This is a genomic window from Megasphaera jansseni, assembly GCF_047974155.1.
In the GTDB taxonomy this organism is placed as follows: Bacteria; Bacillota; Negativicutes; order Veillonellales; family Megasphaeraceae; genus Megasphaera.
On record NZ_JBHYRR010000034.1, the window covers coordinates 1 to 16,605 of the forward strand.

17 protein-coding genes are annotated in these 16,605 nt (G+C 52.8%); 15 read left to right on the forward strand and 2 right to left on the reverse strand.

What is annotated here, in order from left to right; translation table 11 throughout:
• Positions 1 to 185 precede the first annotated feature (185 nt).
• From ACE418_RS11490 to ACE418_RS11515, 6 genes are all read left to right on the forward strand, one after another.
• The gene (locus tag ACE418_RS11490; RefSeq protein WP_020311752.1) at positions 186 to 1,064 is read left to right on the forward strand and encodes a phosphate ABC transporter substrate-binding protein; all 879 of its coding nucleotides are present in this window, start codon (positions 186 to 188) and stop codon (positions 1,062 to 1,064) included.
• 17 nt (positions 1,065 to 1,081) lie between these two features.
• Positions 1,082 to 2,005, forward strand: a complete 924-nt coding sequence (pstC, locus tag ACE418_RS11495) for a phosphate ABC transporter permease subunit PstC (protein ID WP_020311753.1) — start codon at positions 1,082 to 1,084, stop codon at positions 2,003 to 2,005.
• 1 nt (position 2,006) lies between these two features.
• Positions 2,007 to 2,885 carry a phosphate ABC transporter permease PstA gene (gene pstA / locus ACE418_RS11500; protein WP_292281302.1) on the forward strand — a complete coding sequence of 293 codons (879 nt, stop codon included), beginning with the start codon at positions 2,007 to 2,009 and terminating at the stop codon, positions 2,883 to 2,885.
• The gene (gene pstB, locus ACE418_RS11505; protein ID WP_458575136.1) at positions 2,885 to 3,742 is read left to right on the forward strand and encodes a phosphate ABC transporter ATP-binding protein PstB; all 858 of its coding nucleotides are present in this window, start codon (positions 2,885 to 2,887) and stop codon (positions 3,740 to 3,742) included. The genes pstA and pstB overlap by 1 nt, the downstream gene beginning before the upstream one ends.
• Positions 3,743 to 3,759: 17 nt before the next feature.
• Positions 3,760 to 4,410, forward strand: coding sequence for a phosphate signaling complex protein PhoU (phoU, locus tag ACE418_RS11510; RefSeq protein ID WP_020311755.1), 651 nt, complete (start codon positions 3,760 to 3,762; stop codon positions 4,408 to 4,410).
• Positions 4,411 to 4,653: 243 nt separating this feature from the next.
• Positions 4,654 to 4,707: a hypothetical protein gene (locus tag ACE418_RS11515; RefSeq protein WP_368043720.1), complete on the forward strand. Its 54-nt coding sequence runs from the start codon at positions 4,654 to 4,656 to the stop codon at positions 4,705 to 4,707.
• Between the two features lie 147 nt (positions 4,708 to 4,854).
• Here ACE418_RS11515 and ACE418_RS11520 read toward each other — a convergent pair whose 3' ends face one another.
• A complete protein-coding gene (locus ACE418_RS11520) occupies positions 4,855 to 5,790 on the reverse strand; it encodes a YitT family protein (protein WP_416450736.1) in 936 nt (311 codons plus the stop codon).
• 193 nt (positions 5,791 to 5,983) lie between these two features.
• Here ACE418_RS11520 and ispE point away from each other — a divergent pair, with 193 nt between their 5' ends.
• The 6 genes from ispE (at position 5,984) to ACE418_RS11550 (ending at position 11,627) form a co-directional block, all read left to right on the forward strand.
• Positions 5,984 to 6,850 carry a 4-(cytidine 5'-diphospho)-2-C-methyl-D-erythritol kinase gene (ispE, locus tag ACE418_RS11525; protein WP_416450737.1) on the forward strand — a complete coding sequence of 289 codons (867 nt, stop codon included), beginning with the start codon at positions 5,984 to 5,986 and terminating at the stop codon, positions 6,848 to 6,850.
• Positions 6,851 to 6,854: 4 nt separating this feature from the next.
• Positions 6,855 to 7,592, forward strand: coding sequence for a GntR family transcriptional regulator (locus tag ACE418_RS11530; RefSeq protein WP_226885032.1), 738 nt, complete (start codon positions 6,855 to 6,857; stop codon positions 7,590 to 7,592).
• Positions 7,593 to 7,612: 20 nt separating this feature from the next.
• Positions 7,613 to 7,774 (forward strand): hypothetical protein, encoded by a 162-nt coding sequence (locus ACE418_RS11535; RefSeq protein WP_014015072.1) that lies wholly within the window; start codon positions 7,613 to 7,615, stop codon positions 7,772 to 7,774.
• A gap of 30 nt (positions 7,775 to 7,804) precedes the next feature.
• The gene (gene larAH10 / locus ACE418_RS11540; RefSeq protein ID WP_416450738.1) at positions 7,805 to 9,094 is read left to right on the forward strand and encodes an NPN-dependent 2-hydroxyacid racemase, LarAH10 family; all 1,290 of its coding nucleotides are present in this window, start codon (positions 7,805 to 7,807) and stop codon (positions 9,092 to 9,094) included.
• 406 nt (positions 9,095 to 9,500) lie between these two features.
• Complete coding sequence (locus ACE418_RS11545; protein ID WP_292107201.1) at positions 9,501 to 10,901, forward strand: FAD-binding oxidoreductase; 1,401 nt, start codon at positions 9,501 to 9,503, stop codon at positions 10,899 to 10,901.
• Positions 10,902 to 11,177: 276 nt separating this feature from the next.
• Positions 11,178 to 11,627 (forward strand): flavodoxin family protein, encoded by a 450-nt coding sequence (locus ACE418_RS11550; protein ID WP_416450740.1) that lies wholly within the window; start codon positions 11,178 to 11,180, stop codon positions 11,625 to 11,627.
• 228 nt (positions 11,628 to 11,855) lie between these two features.
• On the opposite strand, the gene ACE418_RS11555 is transcribed toward ACE418_RS11550, so the two are convergent.
• On the reverse strand, positions 11,856 to 12,650 hold the full coding sequence (locus ACE418_RS11555) for a transglycosylase domain-containing protein (protein ID WP_416450741.1): 795 nt from the start codon (positions 12,648 to 12,650) through the stop codon (positions 11,856 to 11,858).
• Positions 12,651 to 12,847: 197 nt separating this feature from the next.
• Here ACE418_RS11555 and ACE418_RS11560 point away from each other — a divergent pair, with 197 nt between their 5' ends.
• From ACE418_RS11560 to lpxC, 3 genes are all read left to right on the forward strand, one after another.
• Entirely contained in the window at positions 12,848 to 14,092 is a 1,245-nt protein-coding gene (locus tag ACE418_RS11560; protein ID WP_020310777.1) for an argininosuccinate synthase, read from the forward strand.
• Between the two features lie 12 nt (positions 14,093 to 14,104).
• Positions 14,105 to 15,538 carry an argininosuccinate lyase gene (gene argH / locus ACE418_RS11565; RefSeq protein WP_416450742.1) on the forward strand — a complete coding sequence of 478 codons (1,434 nt, stop codon included), beginning with the start codon at positions 14,105 to 14,107 and terminating at the stop codon, positions 15,536 to 15,538.
• A 231-nt stretch (positions 15,539 to 15,769) separates the two neighbouring features.
• A complete protein-coding gene (lpxC, locus tag ACE418_RS11570) occupies positions 15,770 to 16,603 on the forward strand; it encodes a UDP-3-O-acyl-N-acetylglucosamine deacetylase (RefSeq protein ID WP_416450743.1) in 834 nt (277 codons plus the stop codon).
• Positions 16,604 to 16,605 lie beyond the last annotated feature (2 nt).

Below are 16,605 nucleotides of genomic sequence, written 5' to 3' on the forward strand. Positions count from 1 at the left end.
TCCCATACGACAAACGATGAACGACCTACGATCAACGTAAAAAGAGGCTGTCTTAATGCGACAGCCTCTTTTTTTACAATATTTTACATTACATATATAAAGTCCTTACATCCCCTTGGTAGGATAAGACTGTATTCAGAATCAGGAACATCTCAGATTCGTTTATTTAAAGGAGAGGATTTTTTATGAAGTGGAAAAAGTTAGTTCTTGTCGCCTTAGCTGCTACCATGGCCATTGGGGCTGCCGGTTGCGGAAGTCAGCAGAAAGCTGATTCCGGGAAAGGCGCTGCTGTTTCCGGAAGCATTACCGGTTCCGGTTCTTCGGCTTTGCTGCCTTTGGTCAAAGATGCTGCCGAAAAATTCAAGGCCAACAATAAGGACGTTACGATCACCCTTAACGCTGGCGGTTCTGGCACGGGTCTGAAACAGGTTTCCGATGGTTCTGTCGATATGGGTAACTCCGACGTACCGGCTGAAACGAAACTGGACAAGGCCAAAGCGGACAAATTGGAAGACCACAAAGTCTGTGTCATGACAGTCGCTACGATCATTAATAAAGATGTCGGTGTCAAGAACTTGACCCGTCAGCAATTACAGGACGTATTCACGGCGAAAGTCACCAACTGGAAAGATGTCGGCGGCAAAGATATGCCTATCGTCCTGGTTACTCGCCCGAAGACGTCCGGTACGCGTGCCCTGTTCAAACAGTACGCAATCAACGGGGCTGAAGAAGCAGATAACAAATCCCTGGAAACGGATAACTCCGGTATCCTCATCCAGAGTGTCGCTCAGAACCCCGGCGCTATCGGCTATGTCGCTCTGCCGTATCTGCTCAATAACGACACGGTTGATTCCGTTTCTATCGATGGCGTAGCACCGACACTGGAAAATACCTATAACGGTACCTACAGCGTATGGGGTTATGAACACATCTATACCAGCAAAGAACCGAAAGCTGCTGTCAAAGCCTTCATCGAATATATCACAGGCGCTGATTACGGCAAACGCATCGAAGAACTCGGTTATGGCGTAAGCTCGAAGATGCAGACCAAAGAAGTTCACTAATTTACTGGAGGAACGATATGAATGCAATCGAAACGGTAGTCCAACGGGCTCACCGTAACGAGAAAGCAGCCAAAACGTTCATTACTATTTGCGGCATCGGTATGGCACTGGTGCCGCTTCTCATTGGCGCTTTTCTCTTCATCAAAGGTACAGATACATTTTTCACATTTGGCCACAGCGTGACGGAATTCCTTTTTTCCGGTCAGTGGAAGCCGAGTGATACGGCAGAAGGCGGCGGCCAGGTCGGCGCTGCTATGTTCCTGGCCGGTTCGCTGGTCACCTGTCTGCTGTCGCTGATCATTTCCCTGCCGTTCAGCCTGGCTTCGTCCATCTATATGACGGAAATCGCGACCCCCCAGCGGCGCCGCCTTATCCAGCCGGCTATTGAATTGTTCACGGGCATCCCGTCGGTTGTCTATGGCTTCGTCGGCATGACCGTCCTCATTCCGGCACTGCGCCATATTTTCCCCATGCCCTTTGGCTTTTCTGTTCTGGCCGCCGGCATCGTCCTGGCTATCATGATCTTTCCGACCATTACGACCATGGCTGCCGACGCCATGGCTGCCGTGCCCAAGTCGTGGCGTGAAGCGTCTTACGGTCTCGGTGCGACGCGCTGGGAAACGATTGCCCATGTCGTCCTGCCGGCCGCCAAGAGCGGTATCTTTACAGGTATCATCCTGGGCCTGGCCCGTGCCTTGGGCGAAGCCCTGGCTGTTGCCATGGTCATCGGCCAGATGAAAGTCTTCCCGACGTCCCTGTTCCTGCCGGCCAGTACGCTGACGACGGCTATTTCGGCCGATATGGGCGGCGCCATGGAAGGCGGCGAATACAACGCCGCTCTGTGGACGATGGCCCTGGTCCTGTTCCTGCTGTCGTTCCTGTTCATCTTTATCATTCATCAGATCAATGCCGCTTCCGAATTAAAAGGAGGACGGAGTTAATATGACAAGTATCGAAACGAAAAAAAAGAAAGATAAAATGATGACGGCCATTTTTACTGGCGGTGCCGCCTTTGCCGTCATCCTGCTCATCGCCTTTGTCCTCTACGTCGTCGTCAGCGGTGTCAGCGGCATGACGCCGCAGCTCCTGTCCTTCAGCCCGACGGGGCTGGGGAACATGTTCTTCAATACGATCTACCTCGTCGTCCTGGCCTTAGTCGCCAGTACCATTACGGGGATCCCGGCCGGTATCTTCCTGGCCGAATACGCCAAGAAAGGGCGCATTACCCATTGGGTCCGCATGGCCGTCGAAACACTGGCCTCCCTGCCGTCTATCGTCGTCGGCTTGTTCGGTTACCTGGTCTTCATCGTCATGACCGGTTCCCAGTGGAACCTCATGGCCGGCGCCCTGGCCGTATCCATCCTGACTTTGCCTTTGGTTACGTCCGTTACCGAAGATGCCCTGCGCAACTTGCCGCCGAGCTACCGCAACGGCAGTCTGGGCCTGGGTGCCTCTCATTGGCAGACTATCTGGCACGTCCTCTTGCCGGCCTGCTTCCCGCGCATCATGACCGGCCTTATCCTGGCCGCCGGCCGTGGCTTCGGTGAAGCCGCTGCCCTGATGTTCACGGCCGGTATGTCGACAGACATCGACTGGACGAACTGGGATATTACGGCTACGTCGTGCCCGCTCAACCCCTTCCGTCCCGGCGAAACACTGGCCCTCCACATCTGGGCCCTGCGTACGGAAGCCCTTCATGCAGACGCTGCCCAGCAGGCTGCTGCGTCGTCGGCCATCCTGATGATCATGGTCCTCGTCTTCAGCCTGGCCGCACGCTATTTCAGCTATCGAATTGACAAGAAAATGGGAGGAAATAAATAATGGCAGAAATGACTACGACGCTGACCGGCTTTGCCGCAGCGACGATTGAAAAGAAACGGGCTGCAGAAGCCGTGCAGGAAAGTTCGCAGGCTGCTGCCGGTACAGCGGAATATACCTTCGATGTCAGCCACATGGACCTCTTCTATAATGAGTTCCAGGCGCTGAAAGACATCAACATGAAAATCAAGAAGAATGAAATCACGGCTCTCATCGGCCCGTCTGGCTGCGGCAAGTCGACGTTCCTCAAGACACTGAACCGCATGAATGACTGGGTCGAAGGCTGCCGGGTCACTGGCGATATCCGCTTTGAAGGCAAGGATATCTTCAAGGAAGTCGACCCCCTGGCCCTGCGTTACCGTGTCGGCATGGTCTTCCAGCAGCCGACGCCGTTCCCGAAGAGCATCTATGAAAATATTGCCTATGGTCCGCGCATCCAGGGCATCAAGGATAAGAAAAAGCTCGACGCCATCGTCGAAAAGAGCCTGCGCCAGGCTGCCTGCTGGGATGAAATGAAGGACCGCCTCAGTAAGAGCGCCCTCGGCCTCTCCGGCGGCCAGCAGCAGCGTCTCTGCATTGCCCGTACCCTGGCAGCGGATCCGTCGGTCATCCTCATGGACGAACCGACATCGGCACTGGACCCGATTTCGACGCAGAAAATCGAAGACCTGGCCTTGGAATTGAAGGAAAAATATACTATCGTCATCGTCACACACAGCATGCAGCAGGCCCGCCGCATTTCCGACAAGACGGCATTTTTCCTCTTAGGCGAACTCATTGAATACAATAACACCCTGGATATGTTCACCAATCCGTCCAATCCCAAGACGGAAGAATACATTACCGGCCGTTTCGGTTAAGAGGAGGAAAGGCACTTATGCTGGAAATTTACGAAAAATCCGTAACAGAATTGAAAAATGATATGATCAACCTGGGCATGAAGGTCGAACAGGCCGTCGACAATGCCTGGAAAGCGCTGGAAAACAAAGATGTCGAACTGGCTCAGCGCATTTACGATGGCGACGACGTCATCGATGATTTGGTCAAGAACTGTATGAAGAAGGACTTGACCATCAGTATGATGCAGGGTCCCGTAGCGGCTGACTATCGGAGCTTGATGGCGACGTTGAAAATCCTCTCCGACTTAGAACGGATTGCCGATCACTGCGCCGACATCAGCCACTACGTCATCCATTTGGAACAGACCCATCACAACGTACCCTTGCCGCAGGGCATTAAGGAAATGTACGGCGTCATGTCCTCCATGGTCAGTGATGTCATCGACTTCTACAAAGAACGGGGCACATCGAGTCAGGCCAGCCTCATGCGCGATAAAGACGATATCGTCGACCAGGCTTTCAATAACCTTATGGAAACCTTGGCTGCTGAAATGGCGGCTCATCCGGAAAACTCCAAGGATTACATCGACCTGGTCCTGGTCATCAAATACATCGAACGCATGGCCGACCACGCCAACAATATCGCCGAATGGCTCATCTACCGCGATACTAACGAAATCCGTATTTAGTAATTTGTAGGGGCGCCCACGTAGGGCGCCCGCTTTCGTATATGTGGGAATTTCGTACAGTGCCAGATTCGTGATTCGTAGCTCGTCGGGGCCGCTGCATGATGGTTTATGCTATCATGCGGCGGCCCCTTTTTTTCTTGCAACAAATTTGATATACTAACACCTATGGGATAGTCCGATGTATTCGGTTTTCCTCGCGAAAGCGGGGTGATCAGCATGAGTGTATACGAATCATTGTCACTGATGATTGCGTTCGCAACTCTGGTAGTGCTGATTATTTCAGCAACCAAGCGATAAGCTTGTAGCATGAAAAAAACCGCGTACTTGCGGTACACGGCCTTCTTCACATATCAAATTCATCGAGGAGAGCCGATGCACCACCATCGGGCTATCTCTGTTTTTATTTTACCATGTCACGGTAATAAATCAAGTATAGATGCAGTCTCAATATTCCGGAGGCATGTTCTTTTTCGTATGCGGCATGGAGAGGGCATCGCCGGGATACTGGTGGTACTTGACGGGCGATGTTGTAAAGCCGCGGCCTACGACTTCTGAGGCATCGCTGATGATCATGAAGGCCTGCGGGTCGAGCTTGTTGACGATTTCCTTGACCTTGGCTACTTCCGTCAGTTTGATGACGGCATAGATGACCCGTTTATCCTGCATGGTATAGGCGCCCTGGCCGTGCAGGTAGGTAGCGCCGTGGCCGACGTAGCGCATGAGGACCTGGGCGATAGGCGTGGCCCGGTTGGAGATGATGATGACGCTTTTTCGCTGTTTCAGGCCGATGACGACTTTGTTGGTGATGAAAGCGGCGATGTAGATAGCGACGAAGGTCAGGACGGCCCGTTCCAGCGAGAAGAGCCAGGCGGCTGCCAGGAGGATGACCAGATTGAGGATCATCGTGACCGTACCCATTTCCAGGGAGTAATATTTCTTGACGATGGCACCGATGACGTCCAGGCCGCCGCTGTTGCCGTTGTATTTGTAGATGATGCCGAAGCCGATGCCCGACAGGATACCGCCGGTGATGGATGACAGCATAGCGTCGTGCATGATTTCCCACGTCGACAGGAAGGACGTCGCGTCGACCAGGACGGAGAGCATGATTGTACCGACGATGCTCAAGACCGTATAGCTGCGGCCCATGAATTTATAGCAGGCGATCATAATCGGGATGTTGAGGATGAAGATACCGATACCGACGGGCAGGCCGGTCAGGAAGTAGAACATGATAGCTACCCCGCTAAGGCCGCTGCTCAATAAGTGGAAGGGAATGAAGAAGGCGTTCATGCCGATGGCGACGACCAGGCTGCCGACAAAGGACGCCAGGTAGGGGACGGCTAATTCCCAAAGGCTGGGTGAAGTCAGGGTTTTCATAATTTTTTTCCTCCGTGTTGAATGAAGAATTGTAAAGTAAAGGAAAAAACGGTATAATCATTATAGTATAATGATGAAAGTGTGCATTCAGAGAGGATGCGCAAAGGGCGCTGTTCTCTGCTGTCGTCTCATTATAACATAGGAAAAATTTTAATCAATAAGACAATGCACATTTTATGCACGGAGTGAAAGTATGATGAATATAGTAGAAAAAGGATATGGGAAAATTAATCTGGCCCTGGCGATAACTGGCCGTCGTGCCGATGGTTATCACAATATTGATACTATCTTCCAATCGATAGGCCTTTGCGATACCGTGACCGTAAGCGAAGCCGATGCATTCGAGCTCACTTGTTCGCAGCCGTCCCTGGCCTGTGATGAAACGAATCTGGCCTATAAGGCCTGGAAGGCACTTTGTCCGTATAAAAAAGACAATCCCTCAGTGGCTATCCACATAGAAAAGCATATCCCCATTGCCGCCGGCCTGGCCGGCGGCAGTACCGATTGTGCCGCTGTCCTGCGCGGTCTCAACCGCCTCTGGGGACTGGAGCTGCCGGAAAGGGAACTCTGCCGCATCGGTGCCGGCCTTGGCGCCGACGTGCCATTTTGCATCTGTGGCGGCACCATGCGCGGTACCGGTATCGGTGAGGAATTGAAGCGGCTGCCATCGCTGCCGGCATGGCCGGTGGTCATCGTCCATCCCCGCGTACCCGTACAGACCCGGCAGGCCTATGCTCTGTTCGACAGCCGGAGCCAGACGGCGCCCGTCGCCGTCGATGCCGTCGAGCAGGCCGTCCGGGCCGGAGATTTCCAGGGACTGACAGCGACCATGGGGAATACCTTTGAGGAACTGGTCATTCCTGACGTGCCGCAAGTCGCCGATTGTCAGCAGCGCCTGATTTCACTGGGGCTGCGGCCGCTCATGGCCGGCAGCGGGCCGACGGTATTCGCCCTGATCCCGCCCGGACAGGAAGACGCCGTCCGCAGTGAGGCTGCGTCGTGGTGTGATGTCGACGTGTATATGACGGCCATAGTGAAACGAGTGGAAGGTGAGCGATAGAACGATGAAAACCACGAAAAGACAACATGCATTAGAACCGATTAAATTAGATGCTTATAAGCCGCTGCGCGAAGTCGTCAGCGAAACCCTGCGCCAGGCCATCAAGGACGGCGTACTCAAACCGGGGGAACGGCTCATGGAAATCCAGCTGGCCGATGAACTCGGCGTCAGCCGTACACCGATCCGCGAAGCTATCCGCAAATTGGAACTGGAAGGCTTCGTCGTCATGGTTCCCCGGCGCGGGACGTACGTCGCCGATATTTCCCTGAAGGATATCGCCCAGGTCTTCGAAATCCGCAGCGCCCTGGAAGAACTGGCAGCCGGACTGGCAGCCGAACGGATTACGCCGGACGAACTGGAATACTTGGAACGGATCCTCGTCGAAATCAACGAATATATCGATAACGACGAGTTCGACAAGATTGTCGATGCCGACGTCCGTTTCCATGACGTCCTTTATCATGCCAGCCGGAACCAGCGCCTCGTCGATATACTCAATAATCTGCGCGAACAGATGTTGCGTTTCCGTTCCATTTCCATGCATTATCCCGGCCGCCTGGCAGCGACGTGGGAAGAACATCGGCAGATGGTGGAAAACATTGCCGACCACAACAGTGCCATGGCCCGTAAAGTCGCCAAGAAGCATATGGAAAATTCCGAACGGACCCTGCTCAAGGGTATCAGCAAAGACGAAGAGTCGGCCCGGCGCGTTCATGAATTGTTTCCTCACGAAGGAGAATAAGGAAAGGAAGCGACCATCGGATGGGACATTTTCTCTTGAACCATTTCCGCCATGTCCACGAGAAGTCGGAACATATGGATGACTTTGAAAACTTTTTGTATATCCTGACCTACATCTTGTTCGTCTGTCTGTTTATCCGCTCCCTGGTCGCCTTGTACATGGGACGCTGGAACTTGTTCTAAAACTATATTTATAGTAAAGAGGGGTATGTTATGATGAAGACTTTTTCTCTTCCCTTTGGGAAGGGCACACAGACCGTTTCGCTCGATGAAGCACACGTATTATATGACCTGCACGGCAACCCCGTCGATGCCGTAGCCGATGAACAGGCCGCCATCCGCGAGGCCCTGCGTCATCCTATCGGCAGTGCACCGCTGAAAGACGTCGTCCAGGCTGGCGATACGGTGGCTATCATCGTTAGTGACATTACCCGCCTGGTCCACACGGCGCAGATGCTGCCGGTCATCGTCGATGAATTGAATCAGGCCGGTGTCAAAGATGAACAGATCACTGTCGTCACGGCTCAGGGGACACACCGGGCCCATACGCCGGAAGAAGATGTCATCGTCTGTGGCCAGGACATGGTCCGGCGCGTCAAGATCGTCAGCCATGACTGCCGCGATGCGTCGCAGCTGACCCAAATCGGGACGACGACGTATGGCAATGACGTCTATCTCAACTCGCACGTCGTCCAGGCTGATAAAGTCATCGTGACCGGTGCCGTATCGTTCCATCCCATGGCCGGTTTTGGCGGCGGCCGCAAAGCCATCCTGCCCGGCGTGGCCAGCTATGAAACGATCATGCGCAATCACGCTATGGCTTTGACCGATACCTTTGGCGGCGGCTGCAATCCCAAATGCGAAACGAGTCTCTTGGAAGACAATCCCCTCCATGACGATATGAAACAGGCTGCCGCTCTGCTCAATCCCTGTTTTTTGGTCAACACCGTCTTTTCGGCTGATGGCGACCTCTATGAAGTCGTCGGCGGCCATTGGTACGATGCCTGGAAAAAAGGATGTGACGACTTGCTGCACATCGCCAGCGTTCCTATCCGGGAACTGGCCGACATCACCATCGCCTCGGCCGGGGGCTATCCCAAGGACATGAACCTTTACCAGAGCATGAAGGCGCCGATGAATGCCGTCTTTGCCACCAAGCCGGGCGGCACGATGATCCTGACCCTGGACTGCCCGGACATCAAAGAACCGGCCATCTTTACGGACTGGTTCTTCCGCAGCGATATGGAAGCCTTTGAACGGGATCTGCGGGCAGATTTTTCCATTCCCGCCTTCGTCGCCTTTAAGTCTCACTGCATTTTCCGCTCCATGAAGTCGGTCTATGTCGTCACGCGGCCGGAAAACTTCGACATCATCCGCCACAGCGGACTCATCCCGGCAGCGACCTTGGAAGAAGCCTGGAAAAAGGCCCAGGCCGATTTGCCTGAAGACTACAAAGTCACCATCATGGGCCACGCCGCCGCCACCTTCCCCGTTCGGAAGTAGGGGACGTCCCGCTAAGGCGCCCCTACGGAAAAACGGGACTGTCGCCCGAAGGCTTCTACCATCATGCAAGGTCCCTTTTACTTTATAGTTTGTAGCACGGAGTTTGTAGTTTTCAGAAGAGACCTTTAAATTTAAAACCATTCGCTAACAACTAACTGCTAGCCACTAACCACTTAAAAGGGCTTGTCGCACATGCGACAGCCCTTTTTATGCCCTACGGTTATACGTTTTACCATATTTATTACTTTTGTGCATATATTAAAATGACTAAACTGTATATCTTTTTTTTACAATTTCCAAGACAAATGGCGCTTTGTGTACTATAATATTCATAATTCACGAGAAATAGTTGCAATAGGTGAAATGATAGTTCCATTTTTCATTAAAAAGTAAAGGGGTTCTTACAATGAAAGAATACAATCCGGTTACTGCTGAAGTCATCGACGCGCTGAAAGCGGTCGTCGGTGATAAATATGTGAAAACGGATGCCGATGTCCTGGACATCTATAAATCCGACGAAAGCCTGGCACCGTCGTTCTGGAAGACGCCGGAAGTCGTCGTCCTGCCGGCTAATACACAGGAAGTTTCGGAAATCATGAAGATTGCTAACCGCTTCGACGTCCCGGTCACGCCGCGCAGTGCCGGTACCAGCGTCAGCTGCGGCGCTGTCCCTGCTTATAAGGGCATCGTCCTGCTCATGGAACGGATGAACCACATCATCGAATTGAATGAAGATGGCATGTATATGACCGTCGAAGCCGGTGTCCGCACCATCGACATCCAGAATGCAGCCCGTGAAAAGGGTCTGCTCTATGCCGGTGACCCCTGCAGTTCTGACAGCTGCCTCATCGGCGGCAACTTGGCTACTAATGCCGGTGGCAACAAAGCCGTCCGCTATGGCACGACGCGTCATCAGGTCTATTCCATCGAAGCCGTCTTGCCGACAGGCAAAATCGTCAACCTCGGTGCGACCTTGAAGAAATGCTCGACCGGTTTCTGCCTGGACCAGCTCATCATCGGTTCCGAAGGGACCTTGGGCATCATCACTAAGGCGACGCTGAAACTCGTCCCCTTGCCGCCGTATAAACTCGACGTCCTGGCCGTCTTCACGGACCTGGCTAAAGCGACGGCACTGGTACCGAAATTGATTAAAGCCGGCCTCAATCCGACATCGGTCGAATTCATGGATAACAACTTCGTCCGTAGTGCCAGCGATTACAGCGACTTGAAGCTGCCTCACTACGAAGACGGCTGTTACGACATCATTTCCATCGAAACTTTCAACGAAGACGAACTGGACGACAAGATGGAAAAATTGGCTGCTGTCTGTGAAGAATGTGGGGCTACGGACATCGTCGAAGCCGACGACCGCGTCTGGAAAGTTCGCCGCAACTGCCTGGAAAGCACGCGTGTCTTCTCCAAAGTTGCTACGTCGGAAGACCTGGTCGTCCCGGTCACGAAAATCGCTGATTGCATCCAGACCCTGGTTAAGGAAAGCAAGAACTACGACTTCCGCGTCTTCTGCCTGGCTCATGCCGGTGATGGCAACCTCCATTTCCAGATCCTCAAATGCGATATGAGCGATGAAGACTGGGAAAAACAGCTGAAAGAATTCCGGGCCAAAGCGTATAAATACGTCTACGGCTTAGGCGGCCGCCTGTCCGGTGAACACGGCATCGGCTTGAAACGACTGAAATACATGGAAGAATATACGGATCCGGCCGAATTGGACCTCATGAAGACCATCAAACGCGCCGTCGACCCGAAATGGATCCTCAACCCAGGGAAAGTCATCGAAGAAAACTAAATAGTTTAAGTTGTAGGGGCGCCCACGTGGGGCGCCCGTTTACGTTATCATGTGATAGTCCCTTTCTCTTTTAGGTCTGAAGTTTGACGAAAGGCTCCCCTGATAGGGGAGCTGGCCGCCGAAGGCGGTCTGAGAGGTTGACTTAAACGTATTACTTTAAACTATAAAGAAGTGGCTTAAAATTATAAATTAGATATTGGACAATGGTGGCCTTTTTATGTTATACTAGTAGTATGCAAAACGATAATTAGTATCAAAATATAAAAAGGAGATGTTATGATGAACGCCATTGTTGTGTATTCTTCTCAGACCGGACGTATTGAACAAATTGCACATGCCATCGTCGCAGGCCTTCCGCAGGGGACGCCCTGCGTCAGTGTTGACGACATGCCTGATGACTTTTCATCGTATGACTGCGTCTTTGCCGGCTTTTGGATCGACGAGAACCAGGCGGATCCGAAGGGACAGGAAGCGTTGAAAAAAATCGGCAACGACCACGTAGCCGTCTTTGCCACGCTCTACGATGACCCCTATTCGGACCAGGCCTCCAAGCACCTGCGCAGTGCCGTAGAGCTCCTCAAACCTGGCAGCGGCGTCATCGGGACGTACGTCGCCTGGACCGACAAGGACAAGTATATGCATAGGCCGGAAGAAGGGGAAGACCTGCACCTGGACAGGGCCAAAGCCTTTGCCCAGGATACGCTGAGCCGTCTCAAAGGCCAGTAAGCCGCAGAAAAGGGGCTGTCGCATTAAGACAGCCTCTTTTTACGTTGATCGTAGGTCGTTCATCGTTTGTCGTATGGGATTAAAAATATCAATCCATCGCGATGAACGATGAACTACGAACGAAAAACTTTTAAGTTGAAGGGGCCTCGCATGATGGCAAAAACCTTCGTGCGACAAGCCCTTTTTATGCTGTAGGGGACGCCCAGAGGGCGTCCCGCCTAATAGCTGCTACTTTCGTTCGATAATCTCTTTTTTATAAGCTTCTGTGCCTTGTTCCGGGCTGATATATCCTTGTTCTGCCATCAAGGTCAGGACGGTCTTCTGCCGGGCCTTGGCAGCGTCGTAATTTTTCAGGGGATTGTAGTAGGTCGGCGCCTGTACCAGGCCGGCCAGCATGGATGCCTGGGCCAGGTCCAGTTTTTCCGGCGTCGTCGTGAAGTACGTCCGGGCCGCGTCATCGATGCCCGTGGCATTGGCGCCGAAGTAGGCCGTATTCAGATAGATTTCCAGGATTTCATCTTTGCTGTAGTAGTGTTCCAGTAAGAAAGCCATGACGAATTCCTGGGCCTTGCGGGCCATGGTCCGGTCCTGGGAGAGGAAGACGTTCTTGACGACCTGTTGGCTGATGGTGCTGCCGCCTTCGACGGTCTCACCGGACTCGATATTGACCAGGACGGCCCGGATGATGCCGATGGGGTCGATGGCGCCGTGGTCGTAGAAGCGGCGGTCTTCCGTAGCGACGACGGCATGCTGCATGGGCTTGGAAATGGCGTTGATGGCCACGTAGACTGGGATTTTCTTGATCTTGTTGTCCATGGCTTCGCGGAAGTGCAGGTACGGGTAAACCCGGATTTCCAGCGGCCGCAGCGGTGCCGGCCAGCTTCCTTGCGGTTCCTTTTCTTCTTGGAGCTTGGCAGCCGTCTCGACGGCGGGCTTGGCAGTCTTCGGTGCGTCGAAGAGCAGGTTCCAGCCGGCACAGACGGCGAAGGCCAGGGCAAAGATGGCAATGTATTTGAGTTTCATTGAATTCCTCCTGCTAAACACTTCCATTATACTATACTTTGCAGGGCAAGGGAATTGACGGGCCTGTAAAAAAAAAGTTGTAAATTTTTTATGCAATATACTTGCATAATATTCCAGTTGGGTGTATACTATCAAACGTAGACAGAAACAAACACACATCAATCGCTTTGGTTCATCAGATAGAGGAGGAAATCATCATGAGTAACACGAAAAAAGATATTAAAAAAATTGTCCTGGCTTATTCCGGCGGCCTCGATACGTCGGTCATCATTCCCTGGCTGAAGGAAAACTATCCTGGCGCCGAAGTCATCGCTGCCTGCGCCGACGTTGGCCAGCCGGACGACTTTGAAGCCATTGAAAAGAAAGCCTATGCTTCGGGCGCTTCCAAAGTCTATGTCATGGACATCAAAAAAGAATTCATGGAACAGTACGTTTGGCCGACAGTCAAAGCCGGTGCTGTCTATGAAGGCAAATATCTCCTGGGCACGTCCTTCGCACGGCCCCTTATTTCCAAGAAACTCGTTGAAGTCGCTAAAAAAGAAGGCGCCGATGCCATCGCTCACGGTGCTACGGGCAAAGGCAATGACCAGGTCCGCTTTGAATTGACTGTCAAAGCTCTGGCTCCGGAAATGACCCTCATCGCTCCCTGGCGGATGTGGGACCTCAAATCCCGTGAAGACGAACTGAAATACGCCGAAGCCCATAACGTCCCCATCGACTATCAGTCCGAAGAAAATCCCTATCCGTACAGCATGGACTGGAACATCTGGCATTTGAGCCATGAAGGGGACGACCTGGAAAATCCGGCCAATGCTCCGAAAGACATGGTCTATATGGTCACCAAGACACCGGAACAGGCTCCGGACGCTCCGGAATACGTCAAGATCGACTTTGAACAGGGTGTCCCGGTTGCCGTCAACGGTCAGAAACTGGGCGCTGTCGAACTCATTACGGCCCTCAATGAAATCGGTGCCCGCAATGGTGTCGGCATCGTCGATATCGTCGAAAACCGGCTGGTCGGCATGAAGAGCCGTGGCATCTATGAAAACCCGGGCGGTGCCATCATCATGTATGCTCACAGAGAACTGGAATACCTCTGCCTCGACCGCGATACCTATCACTATAAAGAAAATGTAGCCAATAAATTTGCTGAACTCGTCTATGACGGCAAATGGTTCTCGCCGCTCCGCGAAGCCCTGTCGGCTTTCGTCGATGAAACGCAGAAGACCGTTACCGGCCAGGTTACATTGAAACTCTATAAGGGCAACATCATCAGCGCTGGCTCTACGTCGCCGTACTCCCTGTACAACGAAGAATTCGTCACCTTCGGCGAAGACGACGTATACGACCAGACCGATGCCGAAGGCTTCATCAACCTCTTCGGCCTGCCGCTCAAGATGCGGGCCCTCATGAAACAGCACGTAGAAAAACAGGGTAAATAAGGAGCGATTCGTATGAAGTTATGGGGCGGCCGTTTTACCAAGGCCACGGATAAAAGTGTAGAAGAATTCAATGCGTCCATCCAGTTCGATTGCCGCATGTATGCCGAAGATATTTGCGGCAGCATTGCCCATGCGACGATGCTGGCCAAACAGGGCATCATCTCTCAAGAAGATAAAGATGCCATCGTTAAGGGCTTGAAGGCTATTTTCCAGCAGATCGAAGACGGGAAATTCGATTTCTCCGTCGAGCTGGAAGACATCCACATGAACATCGAAAAACGGCTGACCGATGCCATCGGCGAAGCCGGCAAGCGCCTGCATACCGGCCGCAGCCGGAACGACCAGGTCGCCCTGGATACGCACATGTATGTCCGCCGCGAAATCGCTGCCGTCGCCAAGCTCCTGGTCAAGCTCCAGGAATCGCTGGTCCAGGCTGCCGAAAAGTACAGCGACGTCATCATGCCGGGCTATACCCATCTCCAGCGGGCCCAGCCGATCCTCTTCAGCCACCACCTCATGGCCTATTTCTCCATGCTGTCCCGTGACTTCATCCACTTGAAATATGCCTGGGACATGGCCGATATCATGCCCCTCGGCGCCGGTGCCCTGGCTGGCACGACGTATCCCCTCGACCAGCCTTTCGTTGCCAAGACCCTGCATTTCGGCAAGATTTATGACAACAGCCTCGATGCCGTCAGCGACCGGGACTACATCATCGCCTTCCTGGAATTCGCTGCCGTTCTGATGATGCACCTCAGCCGCTTGTCGGAAGAATTCATCCTCTGGTCCAGTTCGGAATTCAAGTTCATCGAACTCGACGATTCCCACTGCACGGGCTCGTCCATCATGCCCCAGAAGAAGAATCCCGACATCTGCGAACTCGTCCGCGGCAAGACGGGCCGCTTCTACGGGCACCTCATGGGTGTCCTGACCATGATGAAGGGGATTCCCATGGCTTATGACAAGGACATGCAGGAAGATAAAGAAGGCGTCTTCGATGCCATCGATAATTTGAAGTTCGCCCTGACCATCTATGCGGCTATGATCGACAAGATGACCGTCAATGGCAAACATATGCGGGAAGTGCTGGAAAGTGACTTTTCCAATGCCACGGATATGGCCGACTACCTGGCCAAGAAAGGCCTTCCTTTCCGGGAAGCCCATGCCGTCGTCGGCAAGGCCGTCCATTACTGCATCGAACAGGGCAAAGTATTACAGCAGTTATCGCTGCAGGAACTGCAGGCCATGAGCCCGCTCTTCGCGGAAGATATCCATCACTATCTGGATATCGAAACCTGCGTCAAGCAGCGTAACACTTATAACGGCACGTCGCCTCAGTCCGTAGCCCGCCAGTGTAAAACCGGCAAGGCTGCCATGGAGGGGGAACAGGTACAGATTGAAACCTGGAACGACGTCGTCGCCTCTGTCTATGAACTACTGAAGTAAAAAAGCGATTGAAGCAAAAGGGACTACGCACGAAGGCTTCGGCCATCATGCGTAGTCCCTTTTGCTTTATGGTTTGTAGCATGGAGTTTGCCACGAATTACGAGCCACGAACCACTAGGCCGTAGGCCGAAACCACGAACAACGCCCTTGTCATAGACCCTGTAAATAAGGTATAATAAAAAAGTATGAAAAAAATTATCTTACTCGTAACAGGAAAGGAGGGGCCTGCCTATGTCAATAGTAGCACAAACGACGCTGGCTCATGACGTTGCGTATAACGGCATTGGCCTGCATGCTGCGAATGAAGTTCATATGGTATTGCGCCCGGCTCCGGCTGATACAGGCATCGTCTTTATCCGGACGGATTTACCCGGCAGACCGTCTGTACAAGCCCATCTCACGAATGTAACCAATACAATGCGGGCGACGACGTTGGAAAAAGGGGAAGCCAAAGTCTTCACCGTAGAACATCTGCTGTCCGCCTTGAGCGGCATGGAAGTGGATAACTGCTTCGTCGAAATGGATTCGGTCGAACCGCCCGTCGCCGACGGAAGCAGCCTGACTTTTGTCAAGCTCATCGAAGAAGCGGGAATCCGTGACCTGGACGCGCCGCGCCGTCTGCTGACCGTCCAGAAACAGCATCTCGTCCAGGAAGACGATAAATTCATCGCTATCGTGCCCTATGATGGCTTCCGCATCACTTTCACTTCGATTAACCCGCACCCCATGCTGGGCGTACAGTTCCTCGATACGACGATCACCAAAGAATCGTATGTCCACGACATTTCCTTTGCCCGTACCATCGCTTTTACGGAAGAATTGGAAATGCTCAAGAAATTAGGCCTCGGCAAGGGGGGCACCATCGAAAACGTCGTCGTCTATGATAAGACGTCGTGCCTGTCCGTACCCCGTTGTGACGATGAACTGGTCCGGCATAAAGTCCTCGATATCATCGGCGACTTGTCCCTGCTCGGCCATCCCGTCCGGGGGCACATCATCGCCGTCAAATCGAGCCATAAACTGAACAATCTGCTGACTCACAAAATATTTGAAGAAATACAGTGATT